The sequence below is a fragment of the Streptomyces sp. Ncost-T10-10d genome (genome assembly GCF_900091955.1).
GTDB lineage: Bacteria > Actinomycetota > Actinomycetes > Streptomycetales > Streptomycetaceae > Streptomyces.
Genome location: NZ_FMDF01000145.1, coordinates 91,883 through 109,416, shown reverse-complemented (window position 1 = coordinate 109,416; position 17,534 = coordinate 91,883). Strand labels below are relative to the sequence as shown.

General features: G+C 69.8%; 15 protein-coding genes. 6 read left to right on the top strand and 9 right to left on the bottom strand.

The genetic code is table 11. From position 1 onward, the window contains the following. The first annotated feature begins 34 nt into the window (after nt 1–34). The gene (locus GA0115254_RS25545) at nt 35–709 is read left to right on the top strand and encodes a TetR/AcrR family transcriptional regulator (RefSeq protein WP_093897622.1); all 675 of its coding nucleotides are present in this window, start codon (nt 35–37) and stop codon (nt 707–709) included. A gap of 165 nt (nt 710–874) precedes the next feature. Then, entirely contained in the window at nt 875–1,906 is a 1,032-nt protein-coding gene (locus GA0115254_RS25540; RefSeq protein ID WP_093897621.1) for an endonuclease/exonuclease/phosphatase family protein, read from the top strand. A 45-nt stretch (nt 1,907–1,951) separates the two neighbouring features. On the opposite strand, the gene GA0115254_RS25535 is transcribed toward GA0115254_RS25540, so the two are convergent. From GA0115254_RS25535 to GA0115254_RS25510, 7 genes are all read right to left on the bottom strand, one after another. Beyond that, nucleotides 1,952–2,860: a CPBP family intramembrane glutamic endopeptidase gene (locus GA0115254_RS25535; RefSeq protein WP_218105579.1), complete on the bottom strand. Its 909-nt coding sequence runs from the start codon at nt 2,858–2,860 to the stop codon at nt 1,952–1,954. 192 nt (nt 2,861–3,052) lie between these two features. Further along, complete coding sequence (locus GA0115254_RS25530) at nt 3,053–4,807, bottom strand: NAD+ synthase (RefSeq protein WP_093897732.1); 1,755 nt, start codon at nt 4,805–4,807, stop codon at nt 3,053–3,055. A gap of 77 nt (nt 4,808–4,884) precedes the next feature. Continuing rightward, nucleotides 4,885–6,594 carry a multicopper oxidase family protein gene (locus tag GA0115254_RS25525; protein ID WP_093897620.1) on the bottom strand — a complete coding sequence of 570 codons (1,710 nt, stop codon included), beginning with the start codon at nt 6,592–6,594 and terminating at the stop codon, nt 4,885–4,887. A gap of 63 nt (nt 6,595–6,657) precedes the next feature. Beyond that, entirely contained in the window at nt 6,658–6,828 is a 171-nt protein-coding gene (locus GA0115254_RS44690) for a hypothetical protein (protein ID WP_176740281.1), read from the bottom strand. Between the two features lie 149 nt (nt 6,829–6,977). Then, nucleotides 6,978–7,403, bottom strand: a complete 426-nt coding sequence (locus GA0115254_RS25520) for a CBS domain-containing protein (protein WP_093897619.1) — start codon at nt 7,401–7,403, stop codon at nt 6,978–6,980. Between the two features lie 127 nt (nt 7,404–7,530). Then, on the bottom strand, nt 7,531–8,235 hold the full coding sequence (locus GA0115254_RS25515) for a DUF305 domain-containing protein (RefSeq protein ID WP_256102765.1): 705 nt from the start codon (nt 8,233–8,235) through the stop codon (nt 7,531–7,533). Then, nucleotides 8,232–8,909, bottom strand: coding sequence for a DUF3105 domain-containing protein (locus tag GA0115254_RS25510; RefSeq protein WP_093897618.1), 678 nt, complete (start codon nt 8,907–8,909; stop codon nt 8,232–8,234). The genes GA0115254_RS25515 and GA0115254_RS25510 overlap by 4 nt, the downstream gene beginning before the upstream one ends. Before the next feature lie 245 nt (nt 8,910–9,154). Here GA0115254_RS25510 and glnA point away from each other — a divergent pair, with 245 nt between their 5' ends. Both glnA and GA0115254_RS25495 read left to right on the top strand, forming a co-directional pair. Then, complete coding sequence (gene glnA / locus GA0115254_RS25505) at nt 9,155–10,516, top strand: type I glutamate--ammonia ligase (protein WP_093897617.1); 1,362 nt, start codon at nt 9,155–9,157, stop codon at nt 10,514–10,516. Between the two features lie 1,003 nt (nt 10,517–11,519). Then, entirely contained in the window at nt 11,520–12,197 is a 678-nt protein-coding gene (locus GA0115254_RS25495) for a GAP family protein (protein WP_093897615.1), read from the top strand. 200 nt (nt 12,198–12,397) lie between these two features. Here the strand turns inward: GA0115254_RS25495 and GA0115254_RS25490 are convergent, their stop codons facing one another. After that, nucleotides 12,398–12,988, bottom strand: a complete 591-nt coding sequence (locus GA0115254_RS25490; RefSeq protein WP_093897614.1) for an acyl-CoA-like ligand-binding transcription factor — start codon at nt 12,986–12,988, stop codon at nt 12,398–12,400. A 480-nt stretch (nt 12,989–13,468) separates the two neighbouring features. Here GA0115254_RS25490 and GA0115254_RS25480 point away from each other — a divergent pair, with 480 nt between their 5' ends. Next, nucleotides 13,469–14,269 carry a putative protein N(5)-glutamine methyltransferase gene (locus tag GA0115254_RS25480; RefSeq protein WP_093897612.1) on the top strand — a complete coding sequence of 267 codons (801 nt, stop codon included), beginning with the start codon at nt 13,469–13,471 and terminating at the stop codon, nt 14,267–14,269. A gap of 39 nt (nt 14,270–14,308) precedes the next feature. On the opposite strand, the gene GA0115254_RS46440 is transcribed toward GA0115254_RS25480, so the two are convergent. Continuing rightward, nucleotides 14,309–14,419, bottom strand: a complete 111-nt coding sequence (locus GA0115254_RS46440; RefSeq protein WP_256102764.1) for a DUF6191 domain-containing protein — start codon at nt 14,417–14,419, stop codon at nt 14,309–14,311. Nucleotides 14,420–14,495: 76 nt separating this feature from the next. Here GA0115254_RS46440 and GA0115254_RS25475 point away from each other — a divergent pair, with 76 nt between their 5' ends. Beyond that, entirely contained in the window at nt 14,496–17,486 is a 2,991-nt protein-coding gene (locus tag GA0115254_RS25475; protein WP_093897611.1) for a bifunctional [glutamine synthetase] adenylyltransferase/[glutamine synthetase]-adenylyl-L-tyrosine phosphorylase, read from the top strand. Nucleotides 17,487–17,534: the final 48 nt, after the last annotated feature.

The following is a 17,534-nucleotide window of genomic DNA, read 5'->3' as shown; positions in this document are numbered from 1 at the left end:
GAACGGCGGACGGTGCGGCGAGAGGTGGATTCACATGCAGGCAGAGGCGCAGGTACAGGGCCAGGGCTGCCCGGTCCGGAAGGATCCGGAACCGCGAAGGGGCCGGCCGCGCAGTGCGGCGGCCGAGCGGGCGATCCTGGACGCCGTCGTCGAGCTGCTGGAGGCCGGTGAGCCCCTCGCCGGCCTGTCCATCGAGCGGATAGCCCGGACCGCCGGGGTCGGCAAGGCGACCATCTACCGGCGATGGAGCGGCAAGGAGGAGCTCTTCGTCGATGTCCTGCGCGACATCGAGCCCCCGGAACCCACCGTCTCCGGCACCGCCGGACTCGACGACCTGCGGCTGCTGCTGGAGTCACTGCGCAGGCGCGGTCTGGCCCAGCGCTCCTCCGTCCTGCTCCACAACGTATTCGCGCAGATGAAGAGCCACCCCAAGCTGTGGTCCGAATACCAATGCACCGTCATAGCCCCCCGCCGCGCCGCCATGCTGGCCGCCGTGCAGCGGGCGGTCGACGCCGGCGAGCTCCGCGGGGACCTGGACGTGGAACTGATGAATGACCTGTTCCTGGGGCCCATGCTCGTACGCACCATTCACCGGCCCGAAGCGCCGCTGCCCGAGGATCTCGCCGACAGCATCATCCGGGTTCTGGCCGAGGGCCTCGCCCCCGGCCCGCCGTCGACGGCTGACACCCCCGGACCCGCCCGAGTGTGATCGTTCTGTCACAAGCCCCCGCAGATCCCTCCCGACCGGAACCCGCCGGACCCCGTCCTTCGTCCTCGTGGCAGTACAGCCGTCGTGGACGGCGCGAAACACGCCGCCCATCGCCTAGGGTCGAGGGCGCGGCGACATGCACGGCAAGGCAGTGAGGACAGCGCGATGGTGCAGGCGTACGGAGCGGACACCGGGAACGACCGTGCGGAGCCGCGACGTACCGGGTCCGGATCCCGTTTCCGGGACCTGCGCGACAGATGGACCCGCGACAGGGGCATCTGGCGGCGCGGAATCGTCCTTGCCGTCTGTGCGGTCCTCCTCACCCTCGTGATGATCCTCCACGCGGACATCCCGAACACCATCGGCAACCTGGGCAGCCTCACCGAGACGTTCCTGCCGTGGATCGGCGTGTTCGTCCCGCTGCTGCTGATCCTGGGCCTGGTGCGCCGCTCGGCGACCGCGCTGATCGCCCTGCTGCTGCCGGTCGTGGTCTGGCTCAATCTCTTCGGCGGGCTGATGCTCTCCGACAAGTCGGGCAGCGGTGGCGACCTCACCGTGGCCACCCACAACGTGAACGCCGACAACCCCGACCCCGCGGGCACCGCCCGGCAGGTCGCGGACTCCGGCGCCGAGATCATCGCCCTGGAGGAGCTGCCGAGCGGCAAGGTGTCGGCGTACCAGAAGGCGCTTGCCGACCGCTTCCCGTACCACTCGGTGCAGGGGACCGTCGGCCTGTGGAGCAAGTATCCGATGAGCGACACCCGGCCGGTCGACATCAAGATGGGCTGGACCCGGGCGATGCGTTCCACGGTGACGACGCCCAAGGGCGAGGTCGCCGTCTACGTGGCCCATATGCCGTCCGTACGGGTGAAGCTGCACGCGGGATTCACCGCCAACCAGCGCGACGACAGCGCGGACGCCCTGGGCGAGGCCATCGCCGACGAACGGCTGGACAAGATGATCCTGCTCGGTGACCTCAACGGCACGATGAACGACCGCTCGCTCAACGAGATCACCTCCCAGATGAGGTCCACCCAGGGCGCGGCCGGCGACGGATTCGGCTTCAGCTGGCCGGCGTCGTTCCCGATGGCACGGATCGACCAGATCATGGTGAAGGGCGTCGAGCCGATGTCGTCGTGGACGCTCCCGGCGACGGACAGCGACCACCTTCCGATCGCGGCGCGCGTGCAGCTGTGACCGGCGGCCGGTCCGGTTCCAGCGGGCTCGGCGGCGTTCAGTGCCTCAGCCCCGGTCGGTCCGGGCGCCGGGAAGCGCGAGCCTGCCCGTACGGGCGAGGACGACAACCAAGAGGGCCATGGCCAGCCAGCCGGGCCAGCCCGCGAGGCTCATGTGCAGCGGCTCCAGCGGGGCGTCCGGTTCGGCGAACTCCCTGACCATGCTCACACTGGCCGAGCTGACGAAGGCATGGCCGATCACCGCCGGTACCACCGATCCGGAGGCCAGCCGCAGCCAGGTGAAGACCGGCAGCGCGAGGCCGCAGCTCACCAGCATCGCGGGCACGGCGACGTACCACGGCTCACCGGGGTACTGCCCGCCCATCAGCAGGGTCGGCAGGTGCCAGAGCGCGAAGGCGGCACCCGTGCCCAGATAGGCGCGCAACGCACGCGTGGTTCCCTTCCCCTGAGCGAGCCGGGGGAGCAGATAGCCCTGCCAGCCCAGTTCCTCACCGAAGAACAGCGGCAGGGACAGCAGCATCTGTACGAGCGCCGTTCCGGCCCAGGCGGCCGCCCCGCTCCAGCTCGCACCCTCGAAGGGGTAGACACCCGCCGCCGTGCCGATGGCGAGCGTCGCGACGGTGAGACCGGCCGGGACCGCGACGGCCGTCAGCAGCCACCCCACCGCGCGGGGCCACGGCTTCGGAAGACGCAGCGCGAGCGCGTCGCGCACCCGGCTGTCGCCCTCCATCCACCGCACCGCCACGACGGCGGCGACGGCCGGGGCCATCATGGCCGCCGATATGCACAGGTTCTCCAGGTCGCCCGGTTGCGCCCGGCCGTCGGTGCGTCGGAATCCCTTGATCAGCAAGGGGGACATGGCCAGCCACATGCCTGAATAGGCAAGGGTCAGATAGACGATCAGGCTGCGGATCCGGGTGCGCGGAGGAAGGGCCCTCGGTGTGGTGACGGTCATGGCTACGACGCTAGGAGCGTCCGTGACGGGGTGGAAGGAAGCCCGCTCCCGTCGTGCGGTGGAGCCCGTTCCGGTCGTGGGGTGGAGCACGCTCCACCATCCAGCCGGTCCCCGTCGTCCCGGGGATACGCACCGTGGTGCCCGCCGGGACGTCCGGCGGGCGGCCGATGGTGCTCCCTGGGCGCACCCCGGTCACCCCGACTCGCGCCACCGATTGGTGATCGGCAGCCGCCGGTCCTTGCCGAAGCCCTTCGGGGAGATCTTCGTGCCCGGCGGGTACTGCCGCCGCTTGTACTCCGCCGTGTCCACCATTCGCAGCGTCTTCGCCACCAGCGCCGCGTCGAACCCGGCCGCGACGATCTCGTCCAGACCCTGGTCCCGGTCGACGTACAGCTCCAGGATCCGGTCCAGTACGTCGTAGTCGGGAAGCGAGTCCGTGTCGACCTGGCCCGGGCGCAGCTCGGCGCTCGGTGGCTTGGTGATGGACGCCTCCGGGATCGGAGGGGTCTGCCCGCGCTCCTCGGCGGCACGGTTGCGCCACTTCGCGAGGCGGAAGATCGACGTCTTGTAGACATCCTTGATCGGGCCGTACGCCCCGACCGAGTCGCCGTACAGCGTCGAGTAGCCGACCGCCAGCTCGGACTTGTTGCCCGGCGCGAGGACGATCTGGCCCTCCTGGTTGGAGACGGCCATCAGCATCGTGCCGCGCAGCCGGGACTGGAGGTTCTCCTCGGCCAGGCCGGTGAGCCCCAGCGAGCCCATGTACGCGTCGAACATCGGCTCGATCGGTACGGTGCGGAAGTTCAGCCCGGTACGGCGGGCCAGCTCGGCCGCGTCGCCCTTGGAGTGGTCCGAGGAGTACTTCGACGGCATCGAGATGCCGTACACGTTCTGTGCGCCCAGCGCGTCGCAGGCGATGGCCGCGACCAGCGCCGAGTCGATCCCGCCGGAGAGCCCGATCAGCACACTGCTGAAGCCGTTCTTGGCAGCGTACGCACGCAGGCCCACCACCAGCGCCGAGTACAGCTCCTCGTCGTCGTCGAGCCGCTGCGCGTAACCGCCGGTCAGCTCCGAGTCGTACGCCGGGAGGGGCTCCTCGGAGAGCACCACGCGGTCGATTCGCAGCCCGTCGTTCACGACACCGGACGGCGCCTCGGCCGCGGCGGCCGGCAGGTCCAGGTCGAGGACGACGCTGCCCTCGGCGAACTGCGGGGCGCGGGCGATCACTTCGCCGTTCCGGTCGACGACGATCGAGTCGCCGTCGAAGACCAGCTCGTCCTGGCCGCCGATCATCGCCAGATACGCGGTCGTGCAGCCGGCCTCCTGGGCCCGCTTGCGGACCAGTTCCAGCCGGGTGTCGTCCTTGTCCCGCTCGTACGGCGAGGCGTTGATCGACAGCAGCAGCCCGGCGCCGGCGGCCCGCGCGGCCGGTACCCGGCCGCCGTCCTGCCAGAGGTCCTCGCAGATCGCGAGCGCCACATCGACGCCGTGGACCCGCACGACCGGCATCGAGTCGCCCGGAACGAAGTACCGGAACTCGTCGAAGACACCGTAATTGGGGAGGTGGTGCTTGGCGAAGGTCAGCGCGACCTGCCCGCGGTGCAGCACCGCGGCGGCGTTCTGCGGGGCGCCGGCGGGCTGCCCGTAGCGCGGCTGGGCCGTCTCGGAGCGGTCGAGGTAACCGAGGACGACCGGCAGTTCCCCGAAGCCCTCCGCGTCGAGACGGGCGGCGAGCGCACGCAGCGCCTGACGCGAGGCCTCGACGAAGGACGACCGCAGGGCCAGGTCCTCGACGGGGTAGCCGGTCAGCATCATCTCGGGGAACGCCACCAGATGGGCGCCCTGTTCGGCGGAGTGCCGGGTCCAGTGGACGATCGCCTCGGCGTTGCCGGAGAGATCACCGACGGTCGAGTCGATCTGATTCAGTGCGAGGCGTAGTTGAGGCACGCGCACCAGTGTAATCGTCTGACTGACGCGATGTCCTGGCGGGCCGCGCGGTCGCGGAGCCGCCCGCCAGGAACGGGTCAGTGGCGGTAGCCGACGACCGTCATCATGCCCACGTCCGAGTGGTAGATGTTGTGGCAGTGGAGCATCCAGAGACCCGGGTTGTCCGCGTCGAACTCCACGGCGATCGAGGTGCTCGGCCGGACGATCGCGGTGTCCTTGCGCGCCCATGCGGCCTCGCGCCGGTGGGAGGCCCGGCGCTCCGGCCCCGCCGATCCCACCAGCCCGAACGAGTGCCCGTGCAGATGGATGGGATGCCACATCTTCGTGACGTTGTAGAACTCCATCCTGACCCGCTCGCCCGCCTTCACCGGATGGCGCTGTCCGGGCCTGTACGGCTTGTGGTCGAAGCCCCAGTTGTACGCGGCCATGTTGCCGGTCAACTTGAACCGCAGGGTCCGGTCGGGCTCGCGGACGGACAGTGCCACGGATTCGTCCGGCGACAGGTCGCCCGCCTCCACCAGTTTTCCGTCCAGCTCCTTCGGCCGTACGGAGGCGGTGGGCGCCGCGCCCTGTCCGGTACGGAGCAGGGCCAGCGCCGACGCCCCCTTGCCCTCGGCGAGCGCGGTCAGTGGGAACACCCCGTCCCCCGCGGTGACCACCACGTCGTACCGCTCACCCATGCCCAGTAGCAGGGCGTCCGTCGTGGTGTGCCGGCACGGGTAGCCGTCCGTGTGGGTGATCGTCATCCGGTGGCCGCCGAGCGCGACACGGAAAGCGGTGTCGCCGCCCGCGTTGATGATGCGAATCCGGATCCGGTCGCCGGGCTTGGCGGCGAAGGAGGTGGGGGCCTTCGGGATGCGGCCGTTGATCAGGTAGTGCGGGTAGTCGACATTGCCCCCGTGGCTGTCGAGCAGTTCGCTGAACGAGTTCCTCATGACCCGGGAGGGGCCGGAGCGGCGCTTGGGGGACTTGGGGGACTTGGGGGAACCTCCGTGCCCGGTGTTGCCCGAATCGCTCTTGTCGCCCATCCCGTCATGGCCCATCCCGTGGCCCATGCCGCCCCGGCCTCCGCTGAGTTCGTCGAGCACCCCGTCCGGCGTGGAGCCGTCCACCCCGTCGACCCAGTCGTCGAGGACGACGACCCACTCCTTGTCGTACTTGAGGGGCTCCTTGGGGTCGTCGACGATCAGTGGCGCGTACAGACCGCGGTCCTGCTGGACGCCCGTGTGCGGATGGAACCAGTACGTTCCCGGATGCGGCACCTTGAAGCGGTACGCGTATTCGGCGCCCTGCTTGATGGGCGGCTGGGTCAGGTCGGGTACGCCGTCCATGTTGTTGCGCACATTGAGCCCGTGCCAGTGCAGGCTGGTCGTCGCCGGAAGGTGGTTGGCGAGGGTGAGCGCCAGGGTGTCGCCGACCGCGACCCGGAGTTCCTTGCCGGGCAGCCGCCCTTCGTAGGCCCAGGAGCCGACGACGAGCCCGCCGCCCAGATCGAGGCGGGACGGGGTGGCGGTGAGGTGGATCTTGTGTACGGGGCCGTGACCTCGCCCGGCCTCGGCCGCGGCGACCTCCTCCCCGTCGGGGGAGACGTACTCGCCCTCGGGTTTCGTGTGGGGGGCGGTCCCGTGGTTCGCACCGCTGTGGCTCGTGCCGCCGGCGTTCGCGCCGCCGGCCTTCGTACCGCTGCGGGCCGTGTCGGATTCGCCGGAGCAGGCGGCCAGGACTGCCGTACCGGCAGTGGCGACAGCGGCGCCGAGCACGGCGCGTCGGGTGGGTGGAGTACGCATGGCGGAAGCACCTCGGGGTGTTGTCGGTATTTCGGTCTGCTGGGGGAGGGGGAGGCACCCCTCCTATATGCACAGCACCGACAACGAGGCGAGAGGGGTACGGCCCGGCCGGGAAACCGGCCCCGCGGCCGACGACACCTGCGCCACGACGTCCCCGAGGAGGTGAGCGATGGAGATGAGCAGCGCAACGAACAGCGACAACTGTCCGTACGTCGCACATCCACTCAGGGTCATGCCGAGCACCCTACCCCCGCCTCGTATGCATTGCGCGCGGAAACGTATCGCCGCAGCAATACAGGGCCCGTCGGCGAGAACGCACAGCGACCCGGCACCCCTCGTGGGCAAGAGGTACCGGGCCATTGGGCTGGGTGGTCGCGAGCCGGTCAGCCGGGGGCGTAGACCTTCTCCACCCAGAGGGCGATCTGCTCGTCGGACAGGTGATGCGCCAGATCGGCTTCGCTGATCATGCCGATCAGCTTCTTGTTCTCGACCACGGGAAGCCTGCGGATCCGATGGGTCTGCATTTCCTCCAGAACCATGTCCACATCCGCCTCTGCGTCGATCCAGCGAGGGGTGCCCTGGGCGAGGTCGCCCGCGGTCATCCTCGACGGGTCGTGCCCCATCGCCACACAGCCGACCACGATGTCGCGGTCCGTGAGTATGCCGATCATCCGGTCCTGTTCGCCTTCGGCCGAGATGGGCAGCGCGCCCACTTTGTGGTCGCGCATCAGCTGTGCGGCGCGGTCGAGCGTCTCGTGCGCGGGGATCCATGTGGCCCCGGTGTGCATGATGTCCTTGGCGGTGGTCATGAGGGATTCCTCCTGCGTGCCGGTGGGCATGCTGTACGACCCCGAGCGAACCCATCGTCATGGGCCCGTTCGGGGCACGCGAGCGCTATCACCCATTCGGGTGCATATATGGCTCGGAGGGAATCTTTCAGGACCGGGGCTTCGCACCTCGCGCCGCCAGCATCCGGGCCATCATGTCCAGCTCGGACTGCTGGGCCTCGACCATTCCCCGGGCCAGCCGCTTCTCCACCTTCACCGTGCACAGCCGGGCGCAGCCGCGGGCCATGTCGACGCCGCCCTTGTGGTGGTCGGTCATCAGCTGGAGGTACAGGATCTCGGCCTTCTCGCCGTTCGCCCTGCGGAGCCGGTCCAGCTCGGTCCTGGTGGCCATACCGGGCATGAGGGAGCCGTCATGGGCCCGGTAACCGGTCCCCATGCCCGCCATGCCGTCCATCGTGTGTCCCTCGTGCCCCGCCGCCATCCAGGCCATCGGCTCCTGCCCGGCGGCCGCCTTCGGCAGCTCCCACAGGTCCAGCCAGCCGAGCATCATGCCCCGCTGGTTGGCCTGCGTATTGGCGATGTCGTACGCGAGACGCCGCACGTCCTCGTCCTTCGTACGGTCACGCACGATGAAGGACATCTCGACGGCCTGCTGATGGTGAACCGCCATGTCGCGGGCGAAACCGGCGTCCGCCGAGTCCACCGCGGGTGTGTGCGGGGCGGGGGCGGCGGTGTGGTCCGCGCCGTCGTCCCGCGCGGAGGCGACCGTCGCCACCCCCGCGAACAGCAGCGCGAGCACGACGGCGGAGCCCGCCACCCACTGGATGCGCCGGTCGCGTCTCACCGCGGTCACCGGGCCCCCAGCCCGCCCGTGCACGCGGCACCGGGCTCGGGCGTCTGCGACCCCTGGACGAACTTGGCGAAGAACTGGTCGACCCGCCGGTCATCGGCGCTGTCCACCGTCACCTGATTGCCCCAGGCACTCAGCATGATCGTCCCGGCCTGGCCCTCGTACGGACTCATGAGCGAGTACGGCGTCCTGCCGACCCGCTCGGCGAGCTTGGCCACATCGGCGTCCGAGGTCTTGTCCGTGTACGTCACCCACACCGAACCGTGCTCCAGCGAGTGCACGGCGTTCACGTCGGGGATCGGCTTTTTGTACACCTCGCCGTCGCAGTTCATCCATACGGGGTTGTGGTCACCGCCGACCGGGGGCTTCATCGGGTACGTGACGGGCTCGGTGACGTGGTTGCGGGTCAGCTTCTTCGCGTCCCACGTCTTCAGCCCCTCGATCGGCTCGGCGGCGAGCTTCTTCTGCTCCGCCGCGGACGCCTTGGCGTCCTCCGCCTGAACGGCCTTCTTCTTCTCCGACGCCTCGGACTTGTCCAGCACCATGTACGAGCCGAAGCCGACCAGGCCCACGACGACGAGGACGCTCAGGCTTATGGCCAGGACACGGTTGCGGCGCTCCCGCGCGTGGTCGGCGTTGCGCATCTGCTCTATGCGGGTCCTGCGGTCGAAGCTCATGTCGTCAGGTCCTTCTGCGAAGGGGCGGGGAGGGACAAGAAGCGGTCGGGAAAACCGGTGCGTACCGGGCAGTCGCGAAGCCGCTCCGTCCCGTGCGCACCATGGGCGCCGATCGTAGTGGGTGGCCGAGTGCTCCATCTCACGTCGTGTGCGTAATCTGGGTGAAATCCCGGGTCGTGATACTGGAGCTTCTTCCCTACCCCGGGCGGTGGTGCACGGACCGTCTGAACTGCAAGGATGTGGCTATGGACAAGCAGCAGGAATTCGTCCTCAGGACGCTTGAGGAGCGCGACATCCGCTTCGTACGGCTGTGGTTCACCGATGTGCTCGGCTACCTCAAGTCCGTTGCCGTGGCCCCCGCCGAGCTGGAACAGGCGTTTGACGAGGGCATCGGCTTCGACGGGTCGGCCATCGAGGGCTTCGCCCGGGTGTACGAGTCCGACATGATCGCCAAGCCCGACCCGGGTACGTTCCAGATCCTGCCGTGGCGCGCGGAGGCCCCTGGCACGGCCCGGATGTTCTGCGACATCCTGATGCCCGACGGTTCGCCGTCCTTCGCGGACCCGCGCTATGTCCTCAAGCGCATCCTTGCCAAGACCTCCGACCTGGGCTTCACCTTCTACACCCACCCGGAGATCGAGTTCTTCCTGCTGAAGGACAAGCCGGTCGACGGCAGCCGCCCCACCCCCGCCGACAGCTCCGGCTACTTCGACCACACCCCGCAGAACGTCGGCATGGACTTCCGCCGCCAGGCGATCACCATGCTCGAATCGATGGGCATCTCGGTCGAGTTCAGCCACCACGAGGGCGCTCCCGGCCAGCAGGAGATCGACCTGCGGTACGCGGACGCGCTCTCCACCGCCGACAACATCATGACCTTCCGCCTGGTGATGAAGCAGGTCGCGCTGGAGCAGGGCGTGCAGGCGACGTTCATGCCGAAGCCGTTCTCCGAGTACCCCGGCTCGGGCATGCACACCCACCTCTCCCTCTTCGAGGGTGACCGCAACGCCTTCTACGAGTCGGGCGCCGAGTACCAGCTGTCCAAGGTCGGCCGCTCCTTCATCGCCGGTCTGCTCACCCACGCCGCGGAGATCTCCGCCGTGACGAACCAGTGGGTCAACTCCTACAAGCGCATCTGGGGCGGGTCCTCCCGCGCGGCGGGTGCCGGCGGCGAGGCCCCCTCGTACATCTGCTGGGGGCACAACAACCGCTCCGCGCTCATCCGTGTCCCGATGTACAAGCCCGGCAAGACCGGCTCCGCCCGTGTCGAGGTCCGCTCCATCGACTCCGGCGCCAACCCCTACCTGACGTACGCGGTGCTGCTTGCCGCGGGCCTCAAGGGCATAGAGGAGGGCTACGAACTCCCGGCCGGCGCCGACGACGACGTCTGGGCACTGTCCGACGCCGAGCGCCGCGCGATGGGCATCGAACCCCTGCCGCAGAACCTCGGCGAGGCCATCTCGCTGATGGAGAAGAGCGAACTGGTCGCCGAGACGCTCGGCGAGCACGTCTTCGACTTTTTCCTGCGCAACAAGAAGCAGGAGTGGGAGGAGTACCGCAGCGAGGTCACGGCCTTCGAGCTGAAGGCGCTGCTGCCGGTGCTGTAAGGGCTGGTCGGTCAGCGCTGTTGGAGCGCCTTTACGCGGCTTCGGGCCGACGGTGTCGCACCGTCGGCCCGAAGCTGTTTCACTCGCTCCGGGCCGTCTGCGGGCCGTCCGGTGCCGCATCGACGGATTCGTACGCAGACCTGCCGCCCGAACGCTGCCGTGCGTTGCGCACGGTCGGGCGGTGGCCGGGCCTCTGATCAGCGGAGGCTGCTGTACTTCCCTGCTGTACAGCAGGGATTGTGATCGCCGGTCGCTTGCCGTGCCGTTGCATCAGCCGGCCTCATCGGGCCGGGCCGAGTACCTCGTCGGCGCTGCGCGGTTCTGTACGCGCGCTCGGGGTGAGCTGACTGGGTTGCACCTGTCGTCGCAGTCATCGTGAGATTCTCCTGCCCCGGATCGGTCCGAGAGTCGCCAGGCGCCCGGAGGTCTACCGGCGATCCTCCATCGAGCGCCACAAGCTCAACCAGCAGCCCAGCGTTGGCGAGCATGGCGAGATCCTCACGCAGCGCATCCGCATGGCCCGGCTTGATCTTGGTGAAGACGGTGAACTCGCTGCAGACCCCATCCGACCTGCCCGGGCATGCAGGGTGCCGATCTGGCGCACCGCCGCATGGACCCTCTCGTCATCCGAGCATGAGGCGCCATCGTCCTCACATGTCAATCCTCACTGCGGATGCACTGCCTCGCATCCCGGGTCCTGGGCATTGTGGTCGCCTGATGTGGGTTCCCGGGAAACTCCGGCACCGCGGGGGCCAGCCTGATTCCTCCCGTCCCGAGAAGCTTCCGAGGACAGATCCGGCCAGGCGCAGGAACATGGAACCGGTGGGATGTGCCGAGTGCGGCGTCGTCACCCATTCTCGGGCAGTCACTTCCGCAGGGCCGTGAAGACAGTGGCGCAGCCGATCGCACACCAACCCGTTGCGCCGCCGAGGCGGTCGAGGCACCCTCTCGTGCCAAGCCCTACTCAACTGGATCGCCACCCGGACCCCACACGGAGGCAACCATGGGCGCAGTTCTCGGTGACGTACTGGGTTTCGCGGCCGCCGTCGCGGTCAGCCCGCTCCCGATCATCGCCATCATCCTCGTACTCGCCACGCCTCGGGGGCGTCGCAACGGAGTCCTCTTCACCATCGGCTGGATCCTGGGACTCTCAGTACTGGGCGCGGTGATGCTGGCGATCGCTTCCCCGGCAGGTGCCTCCGCCCACAACCACCCGGCCACCTGGGTGGGAGCCCTCAAGCTCGCCCTGGGCCTGTTCCTCGTCCTCTTCGGCGCCCGGCAATGGCACCGGCGCCCAAAGGATTCCTCGCAAGCTCAGCTGCCGAAGTGGATGAGCGCGATCGACCGCCTCACGCCGGTCAAGGTCTTCGCACTCGGACTGGCCCTGGCCGCGCTCAACGCCAAAAACGCCCCGCTGACCATCGCCGCGGGCGCCGCGATCGGCTCAGCCGGACTGCCGGTCGGGCGACAGATCGCATCGCTGGCGATCTTCGTCCTGATCGCCACCCTCGGCCTGCTGGCCCCACTGGGAGTCTTCCTTCTCGGGGGCGAGCGAGCCAGGACCACGCTCGGCAACTGGAAAGACTGGGCAGCCCAGCACAACGTCGCCGTGATGGCGGTCCTGTTCTTCGTCCTCGGACTGAAGCTGCTAGGAGACGGCATCGGCATCCTCACCTCCTGACGGGCATGCTCGCGTCGCCGTGTTCGAGGTGGCTCGGAGCGCGTACAGCTTCCTGCGCAACAAGAAGGCAGGAGTGCGAGGAGTACCGCAGCGAGGTCACGGCCTTCGAGCGGAAGGCGCTGCTGCCGGTGCTGTCCGAGCGAACGCAAGCGGCTTCGGGCCGGCGGTCTCGCACCGCCGGCCCCTCGCCGTATCCCGTCTCAGTCGAACCGGCAGGCCATCTCGTCCAGGATCTCGTCGATCACCTCGACCGGCTCCCGGGCCAGGTCCTCCTCGATCCACATGCGCATGGCGATCCGTAGCGAGGAGAGGAACGCCGCGGCCAGGACCAGGGGGCGGACCGACTTCTCCGAGGGGCTCTGGCGGGACGCCACGGCCTCGGCCAAGTCCCCTTCCAGGGCCGCGTGGTTGGCGAGCTGCCGGGCGAGCAACGAGGGGTGCTGCATCGCCAGCCTGGTCCGCAGGGCCCACTCGCGTTCCGGTGGTGCGACCCGTTCGGCGAACTGTGTCATGGCCGCCCGCAGCGCCGCCCATGCGGTCTCCTCGGCGGGCCGCTCGCGCACGGTCCGCACGAGGTCCCTGATCTGCTGCTCCTCGCCGTGGAGGAGGGCGTCCTCCTTGCCCGTGAAGTAGTTGGAGAACGTTCTGCGGGAGATCCCGGCCGCGTCCGCGACGGCCTCCACCGTGACGTGATCGAAGCCGTGTTCGACGGTCAGCCGCAATGTCGCCTCGTGCACGGCCTGTCTGGTGGCTTCCTTTTTGCGTTCCCGCAGTCCCGCAGAGCTCTCCATGGGTTCATTGTCTCCGTGCCGAGAACGATTGCGCAGTGCGCAAAATTGCTCGTACATCGCCGTGACCCCGCTCTCGCCGTCGTTGCGAGCCTCGCGGCCGGCATGGCGATGTCCGGCGGAGCAGCCTTCTTCGGCCGGTACTTCCGGATCGGCCGCACCCACCGTCACCGACCGAGGCCGGTGACGGCGGGTGCGGGGGGAGAGCCGTCGAGGCGGGGCGCGCCTGAGCGCGCAAAGAGCTGACGATGACCCAGGCCCGCGCCACCGCGCCGGACATCTCCGCCAGGTGGCCTTCCCGGCCGGGATGCCACCCGAGGCCGCGACTGGGGTAATGTGACCCCTCCCAACACGGGGACCGACCAAGGAGGTGAGACCCATTACCGCTGTATCAGGCTGGGTGCTCACCCCTCACGATCGCGTGGTCGACCCGACATAATCGACCGCGGAGCGCCCATCGGCTTTCCCGAAAGGCTCCGCTTCATGTCGGTTTCCGCTTCACCGCTCGCCGTTTCCTCCATCGTCACCACACTCCGCGCCGCCGGCTGCGTATTCGCCGAGGACGAGGCGGAGTTGATCGTCTCCACGGCCGCCGACCACGCCGAACTCGCGGCCATGGTCGAACGGCGGGTGGCCGGTCTGCCCCTCGAACACGTCCTCGGGTGGGCCGAGTTCAGCGGTCTTCGGATCGCCGTGGACCCCGGCGTCTTCGTACCCCGTCGCCGCACCGAGTTCCTGGTCCGACAGGCCGCCGCCCTCGCCGGGCCCGAGGCGGTCGTCGTCGACCTCTGCTGCGGTTCGGGAGCCCTCGGCGCCGCGCTCGCCGCAACGCTGGACCGGGTGGAACTGCACGCTGCCGACGTCGAACCCGCAGCCGTACGGTGCGCCCGCCGCAACGTCGGCGACGCGGGCCGGGTGTACGAGGGCGACCTCTTCGCGCCGCTGCCCGGCTCGTTGCGCGGCCGGGTGGAGATCCTGCTCGCCAATGTGCCGTACGTACCGACGGAGGACGTCGAACTGCTTCCCCCGGAGGCCCGTATCCATGAGCCCCGCGTCGCACTCGACGGCGGCCGGGACGGCCTCGACGTCCTGCGGCGGGTCACCGCCGAGGCCCCGCGATGGCTGGCACCGGGTGGGCATCTACTGGTCGAGACGAGCGAGCGCCAGGCAGCACGGGCCGAGGAGACCGTCGCCCGCAGCGGCCTGATCCCGCGCGTGGTCACCTCCGACGAGCTGTACGCGACCGTCGTCATCGCGACCCGGCCGGAGCCGTCCGGGAACTGAGCGCGGACGGGCGCAGGGGCGGTCCGGTCCGGTCCGGGCTCAGGATTCCGGCTTCCGCCTGACCACCGCCGTCCCGGCGTCCAGGTCCACCCCCATGCGGGGCGGCGCGCCGTCCAGCGCGTCGTCCTTCAGGAAGTGCGGACGGTGCACCCGCTACGAACTCATCGGTGCGAGGCTAGGCTCGGAACGCTGGAGTGTGTGTGGGCGGCGAGCAGGAGAGCACGGAATGACGACGGTGCCGGGGCGCAGGAGCAGTACGTTCACCCGACTGCTGCGGCACGGATTCACCGACCCCTCCGCCGCCGAGCGGCTCCTCGACCTGCCCGAACTGTCGTCCGTACGCTCCGATCCGGTGCTGCTCGACGCACTCGGGGCCACCGCCGACCCCGATCTGGCACTGCGCGGCGTCGTCCGGCTGGTGGAGGCCGAGGAGCCGGACGAGCGGCAGGTCCTCCTGGACACCCTCGTCACCGCCAAACCGCTGCGGGACCGGCTGCTCGGGGTGCTCGGGGCGTCCGAGGCGCTCGGTGACCATCTCGCCCGCCACCCCCGCGACTGGCATGCGCTCGTCACCTACGAGGCCACCGATCTGCACCCCGGGGTGGCCGAATTCGAGCAGGGGCTCTCCGGGGCCGACGACCCCGACTCGCTGCGCGTCGCCTACCGCCGGTGCCTGCTGGCCATAGCGGCCCGCGATGTGTGCGGTACGACGGACGTCGCCGAGGCGGCCGCCGAACTGGCCGATCTGGCCACGGCGACCCTGCGGGCGGCGCTTGCCATCGCCCGTACGGCCGCGCCCTCCGACGCCGCCCAGTGCCGGCTCGCCGTCATCGCGATGGGCAAGTGCGGTGGGCACGAGCTGAACTATGTCTCCGACGTCGACGTCATCTTCGTCGCGGAACCCGTCGACGGGTACGAGGAGAGCGCAGCCGTACAGGCGGCCACCCGGCTGGCCGCGCACATGATGCGGATCTGCTCCGACACGACCGTCGAGGGCACCATCTGGCCCGTCGACGCCAACCTCCGTCCCGAGGGCCGCAACGGGCCCCTCGTACGGACGCTGTCCTCGCACCTCGCGTACTACCAGCGCTGGGCCAAGACCTGGGAGTTCCAGGCGCTCCTCAAGGCCCGGCCGGTGGCCGGCGACCCCGAACTGGGCGCGGAGTACGTCGAGGCCGTCTCACCGCTCGTATGGCAGGCCGCGGATCGCGAGAACTTCGTCGCCGACGTACAGAAGATGCGCCGTCGAGTCGTCGACAACATCCCCGCCGACCGCGTCCACCGCGAGATCAAGCTCGGTCCGGGCGGGCTGCGGGACGTCGAATTCGCCGTACAGCTGCTCCAGCTGGTGCACGGCCGCAGCGACGCCACCCTGCACAGCGGCACCACGCTGGAGGCCCTTCGGGCGCTCGCCGCGGGCGGCTATGTGGGGCGGGTGGACGCCGCGCAGCTGGACGACGCGTACCGCTTCCTGCGCGCCATGGAGCACCGGATCCAGCTCTACCGGCTGCGCCGCACCCATCTGGTCCCCGAGGACGAGTCGGATCTGCGGCGGCTCGGGCGCTCCCTCGGGATGCGTACGGACCCGATCACCGAGCTCAACCAGGCGTGGAAGCGGCACGCCTCCGTGGTGCGGCGGCTGCACGAGAAGCTGTTCTACCGGCCGCTGCTCGACGCCGTCGCCCAGCTCGCGCCCGGCGAGTCCAGGCTCAGCGCGAAGGCGGCCAAGCACCGGCTCGAAGCGCTCGGATACGCCGATCCGGCCGCCGCGCTGCGGCACCTGGAGGCGCTGTCGTCCGGGGTGTCCCGCAAGGCCGCCATCCAGCGCACCCTCCTGCCGGTGCTGCTCGGCTGGTTCGCGGACTCCGCCGATCCGGATGCCGGGCTGCTCGGCTTCCGCAAGGTGTCCGACGCACTGGGCAAGACCCCCTGGTACCTGCGGCTGCTGAGGGACGAGGGCGCGGCCGCGGAGAACCTCGCCCGGGTGCTCTCGGCCGGCCGGCTCGCCCCCGACCTGCTGCTCCGTGCGCCCGAGGCGGTGGCGATCCTCGGCGATCCGCAGGGGCTGAAGCCGCGCAGCCGGGAGCACCTGGAGCAGGAGGTGCTGGCCGCGGTGGGGCGCGCGGAGGGTGCCGAATCCGCCGTCGCCGTGGTCCGCGGGGTGCGTCGGCGCGAGCTGTTCCGGACCACGGCCGCGGACCTCATCGGCTCGTACGGTACGGAGGAGAGCCCCGCCGAGGAGGACCCCGGTGCCCTCGTCGACCGGGTCGGCAACGCTGTCACCGATCTCAACGCCGTCACGATCGCGGGCGCCCTGCGCGCCGTCGTACGTGAACAGTGGGGGGACACCCTCCCCACCCGGTTCGCGGTCATCGGCATGGGCCGTTTCGGCGGACACGAGCTCGGCTACGGCTCCGACGCCGATGTGCTGTTCGTCCACTCACCGCGCGAGGGCGTCGACGAGCAGGAGGCGGGCCGGGCCGCGAACCAGGTGGTGTCCGAGATGCGGAGACTGCTGCAACTGCCCACCGCCGACCCGCCGTTGATCATCGACGCGGATCTGCGGCCGGAGGGCAAGAGCGGGCCGCTCGTGCGTACGCTGAGGTCGTACGAGGCCTACTACCGGCGGTGGTCGCTGGTCTGGGAGAGCCAGGCACTGCTGCGCGCCGAGCCCATGGCCGGTGACGAGGAACTCGGCCGTGACTTCATCGAGTTGATCGATCCACTGCGCTACCCGATGGAGGGTCTCGGGGAGGACGCGGTCCGTGAGATCCGCCGTCTGAAGGCCCGGATGGAGTCCGAACGGCTGCCGCGCGGCGCCGACCCGACGCTCCACACCAAGCTGGGGCGCGGCGGGCTGAGCGATGTCGAGTGGACGGTCCAGCTGATGCAGATGCAGCACGGCTGGGTGGAACCGGGGCTGCGGACGACCCGTACCCGCGAGGCGCTGGCCGCGGCGTGCGCGGCGGAGCTGATCTCGGGCGAGGACGCGCAGACGCTGGACGAGGCGTGGGTGCTGGCGACGCGGGTCCGCAATGCGGTGATGCTGGTACGGGGGCGGCCGGGCGACACGTTTCCGTCGGGGCCGCGTGAACTCACGGCGGTGGGACGGTATTTGGGGTACGAGCCGGGGCATGTCGGGGACATGCTGGACGACTACCGGCGGATTACGAGGCGGGCGCGGGCAGTGGCGGAGGAGCGGTTCTACGGGGCGTGAGGGGTGGCCGCTGCGGCGCGGGGCCTTTCTCGGGGCTTCCGGCCCCGG

Bases quoted from the DNA above. Each gene is read 5' to 3' on its own strand.
- GA0115254_RS25545 (WP_093897622.1), top strand. From the start codon at position 35: ATGCAGGCAGAGGCGCAGGTACAGGGCCAGGGCTGCCCGGTCCGGAAG.
- GA0115254_RS25540 (WP_093897621.1), top strand. From the start codon at position 875: ATGGTGCAGGCGTACGGAGCGGACACCGGGAACGACCGTGCGGAGCCG.
- GA0115254_RS25535 (WP_218105579.1), bottom strand. From the start codon at position 2,860: ATGACCGTCACCACACCGAGGGCCCTTCCTCCGCGCACCCGGATCCGC.
- GA0115254_RS25525 (WP_093897620.1), bottom strand. From the start codon at position 6,594: ATGCGTACTCCACCCACCCGACGCGCCGTGCTCGGCGCCGCTGTCGCC.
- GA0115254_RS44690 (WP_176740281.1), bottom strand. From the start codon at position 6,828: ATGACCCTGAGTGGATGTGCGACGTACGGACAGTTGTCGCTGTTCGTT.
- GA0115254_RS25520 (WP_093897619.1), bottom strand. From the start codon at position 7,403: ATGACCACCGCCAAGGACATCATGCACACCGGGGCCACATGGATCCCC.
- GA0115254_RS25510 (WP_093897618.1), bottom strand. From the start codon at position 8,909: ATGAGCTTCGACCGCAGGACCCGCATAGAGCAGATGCGCAACGCCGAC.
- glnA (WP_093897617.1), top strand. From the start codon at position 9,155: ATGGACAAGCAGCAGGAATTCGTCCTCAGGACGCTTGAGGAGCGCGAC.
- GA0115254_RS25495 (WP_093897615.1), top strand. From the start codon at position 11,520: ATGGGCGCAGTTCTCGGTGACGTACTGGGTTTCGCGGCCGCCGTCGCG.
- GA0115254_RS25490 (WP_093897614.1), bottom strand. From the start codon at position 12,988: ATGGAGAGCTCTGCGGGACTGCGGGAACGCAAAAAGGAAGCCACCAGA.
- GA0115254_RS25480 (WP_093897612.1), top strand. From the start codon at position 13,469: ATGTCGGTTTCCGCTTCACCGCTCGCCGTTTCCTCCATCGTCACCACA.
- GA0115254_RS25475 (WP_093897611.1), top strand. From the start codon at position 14,496: ATGACGACGGTGCCGGGGCGCAGGAGCAGTACGTTCACCCGACTGCTG.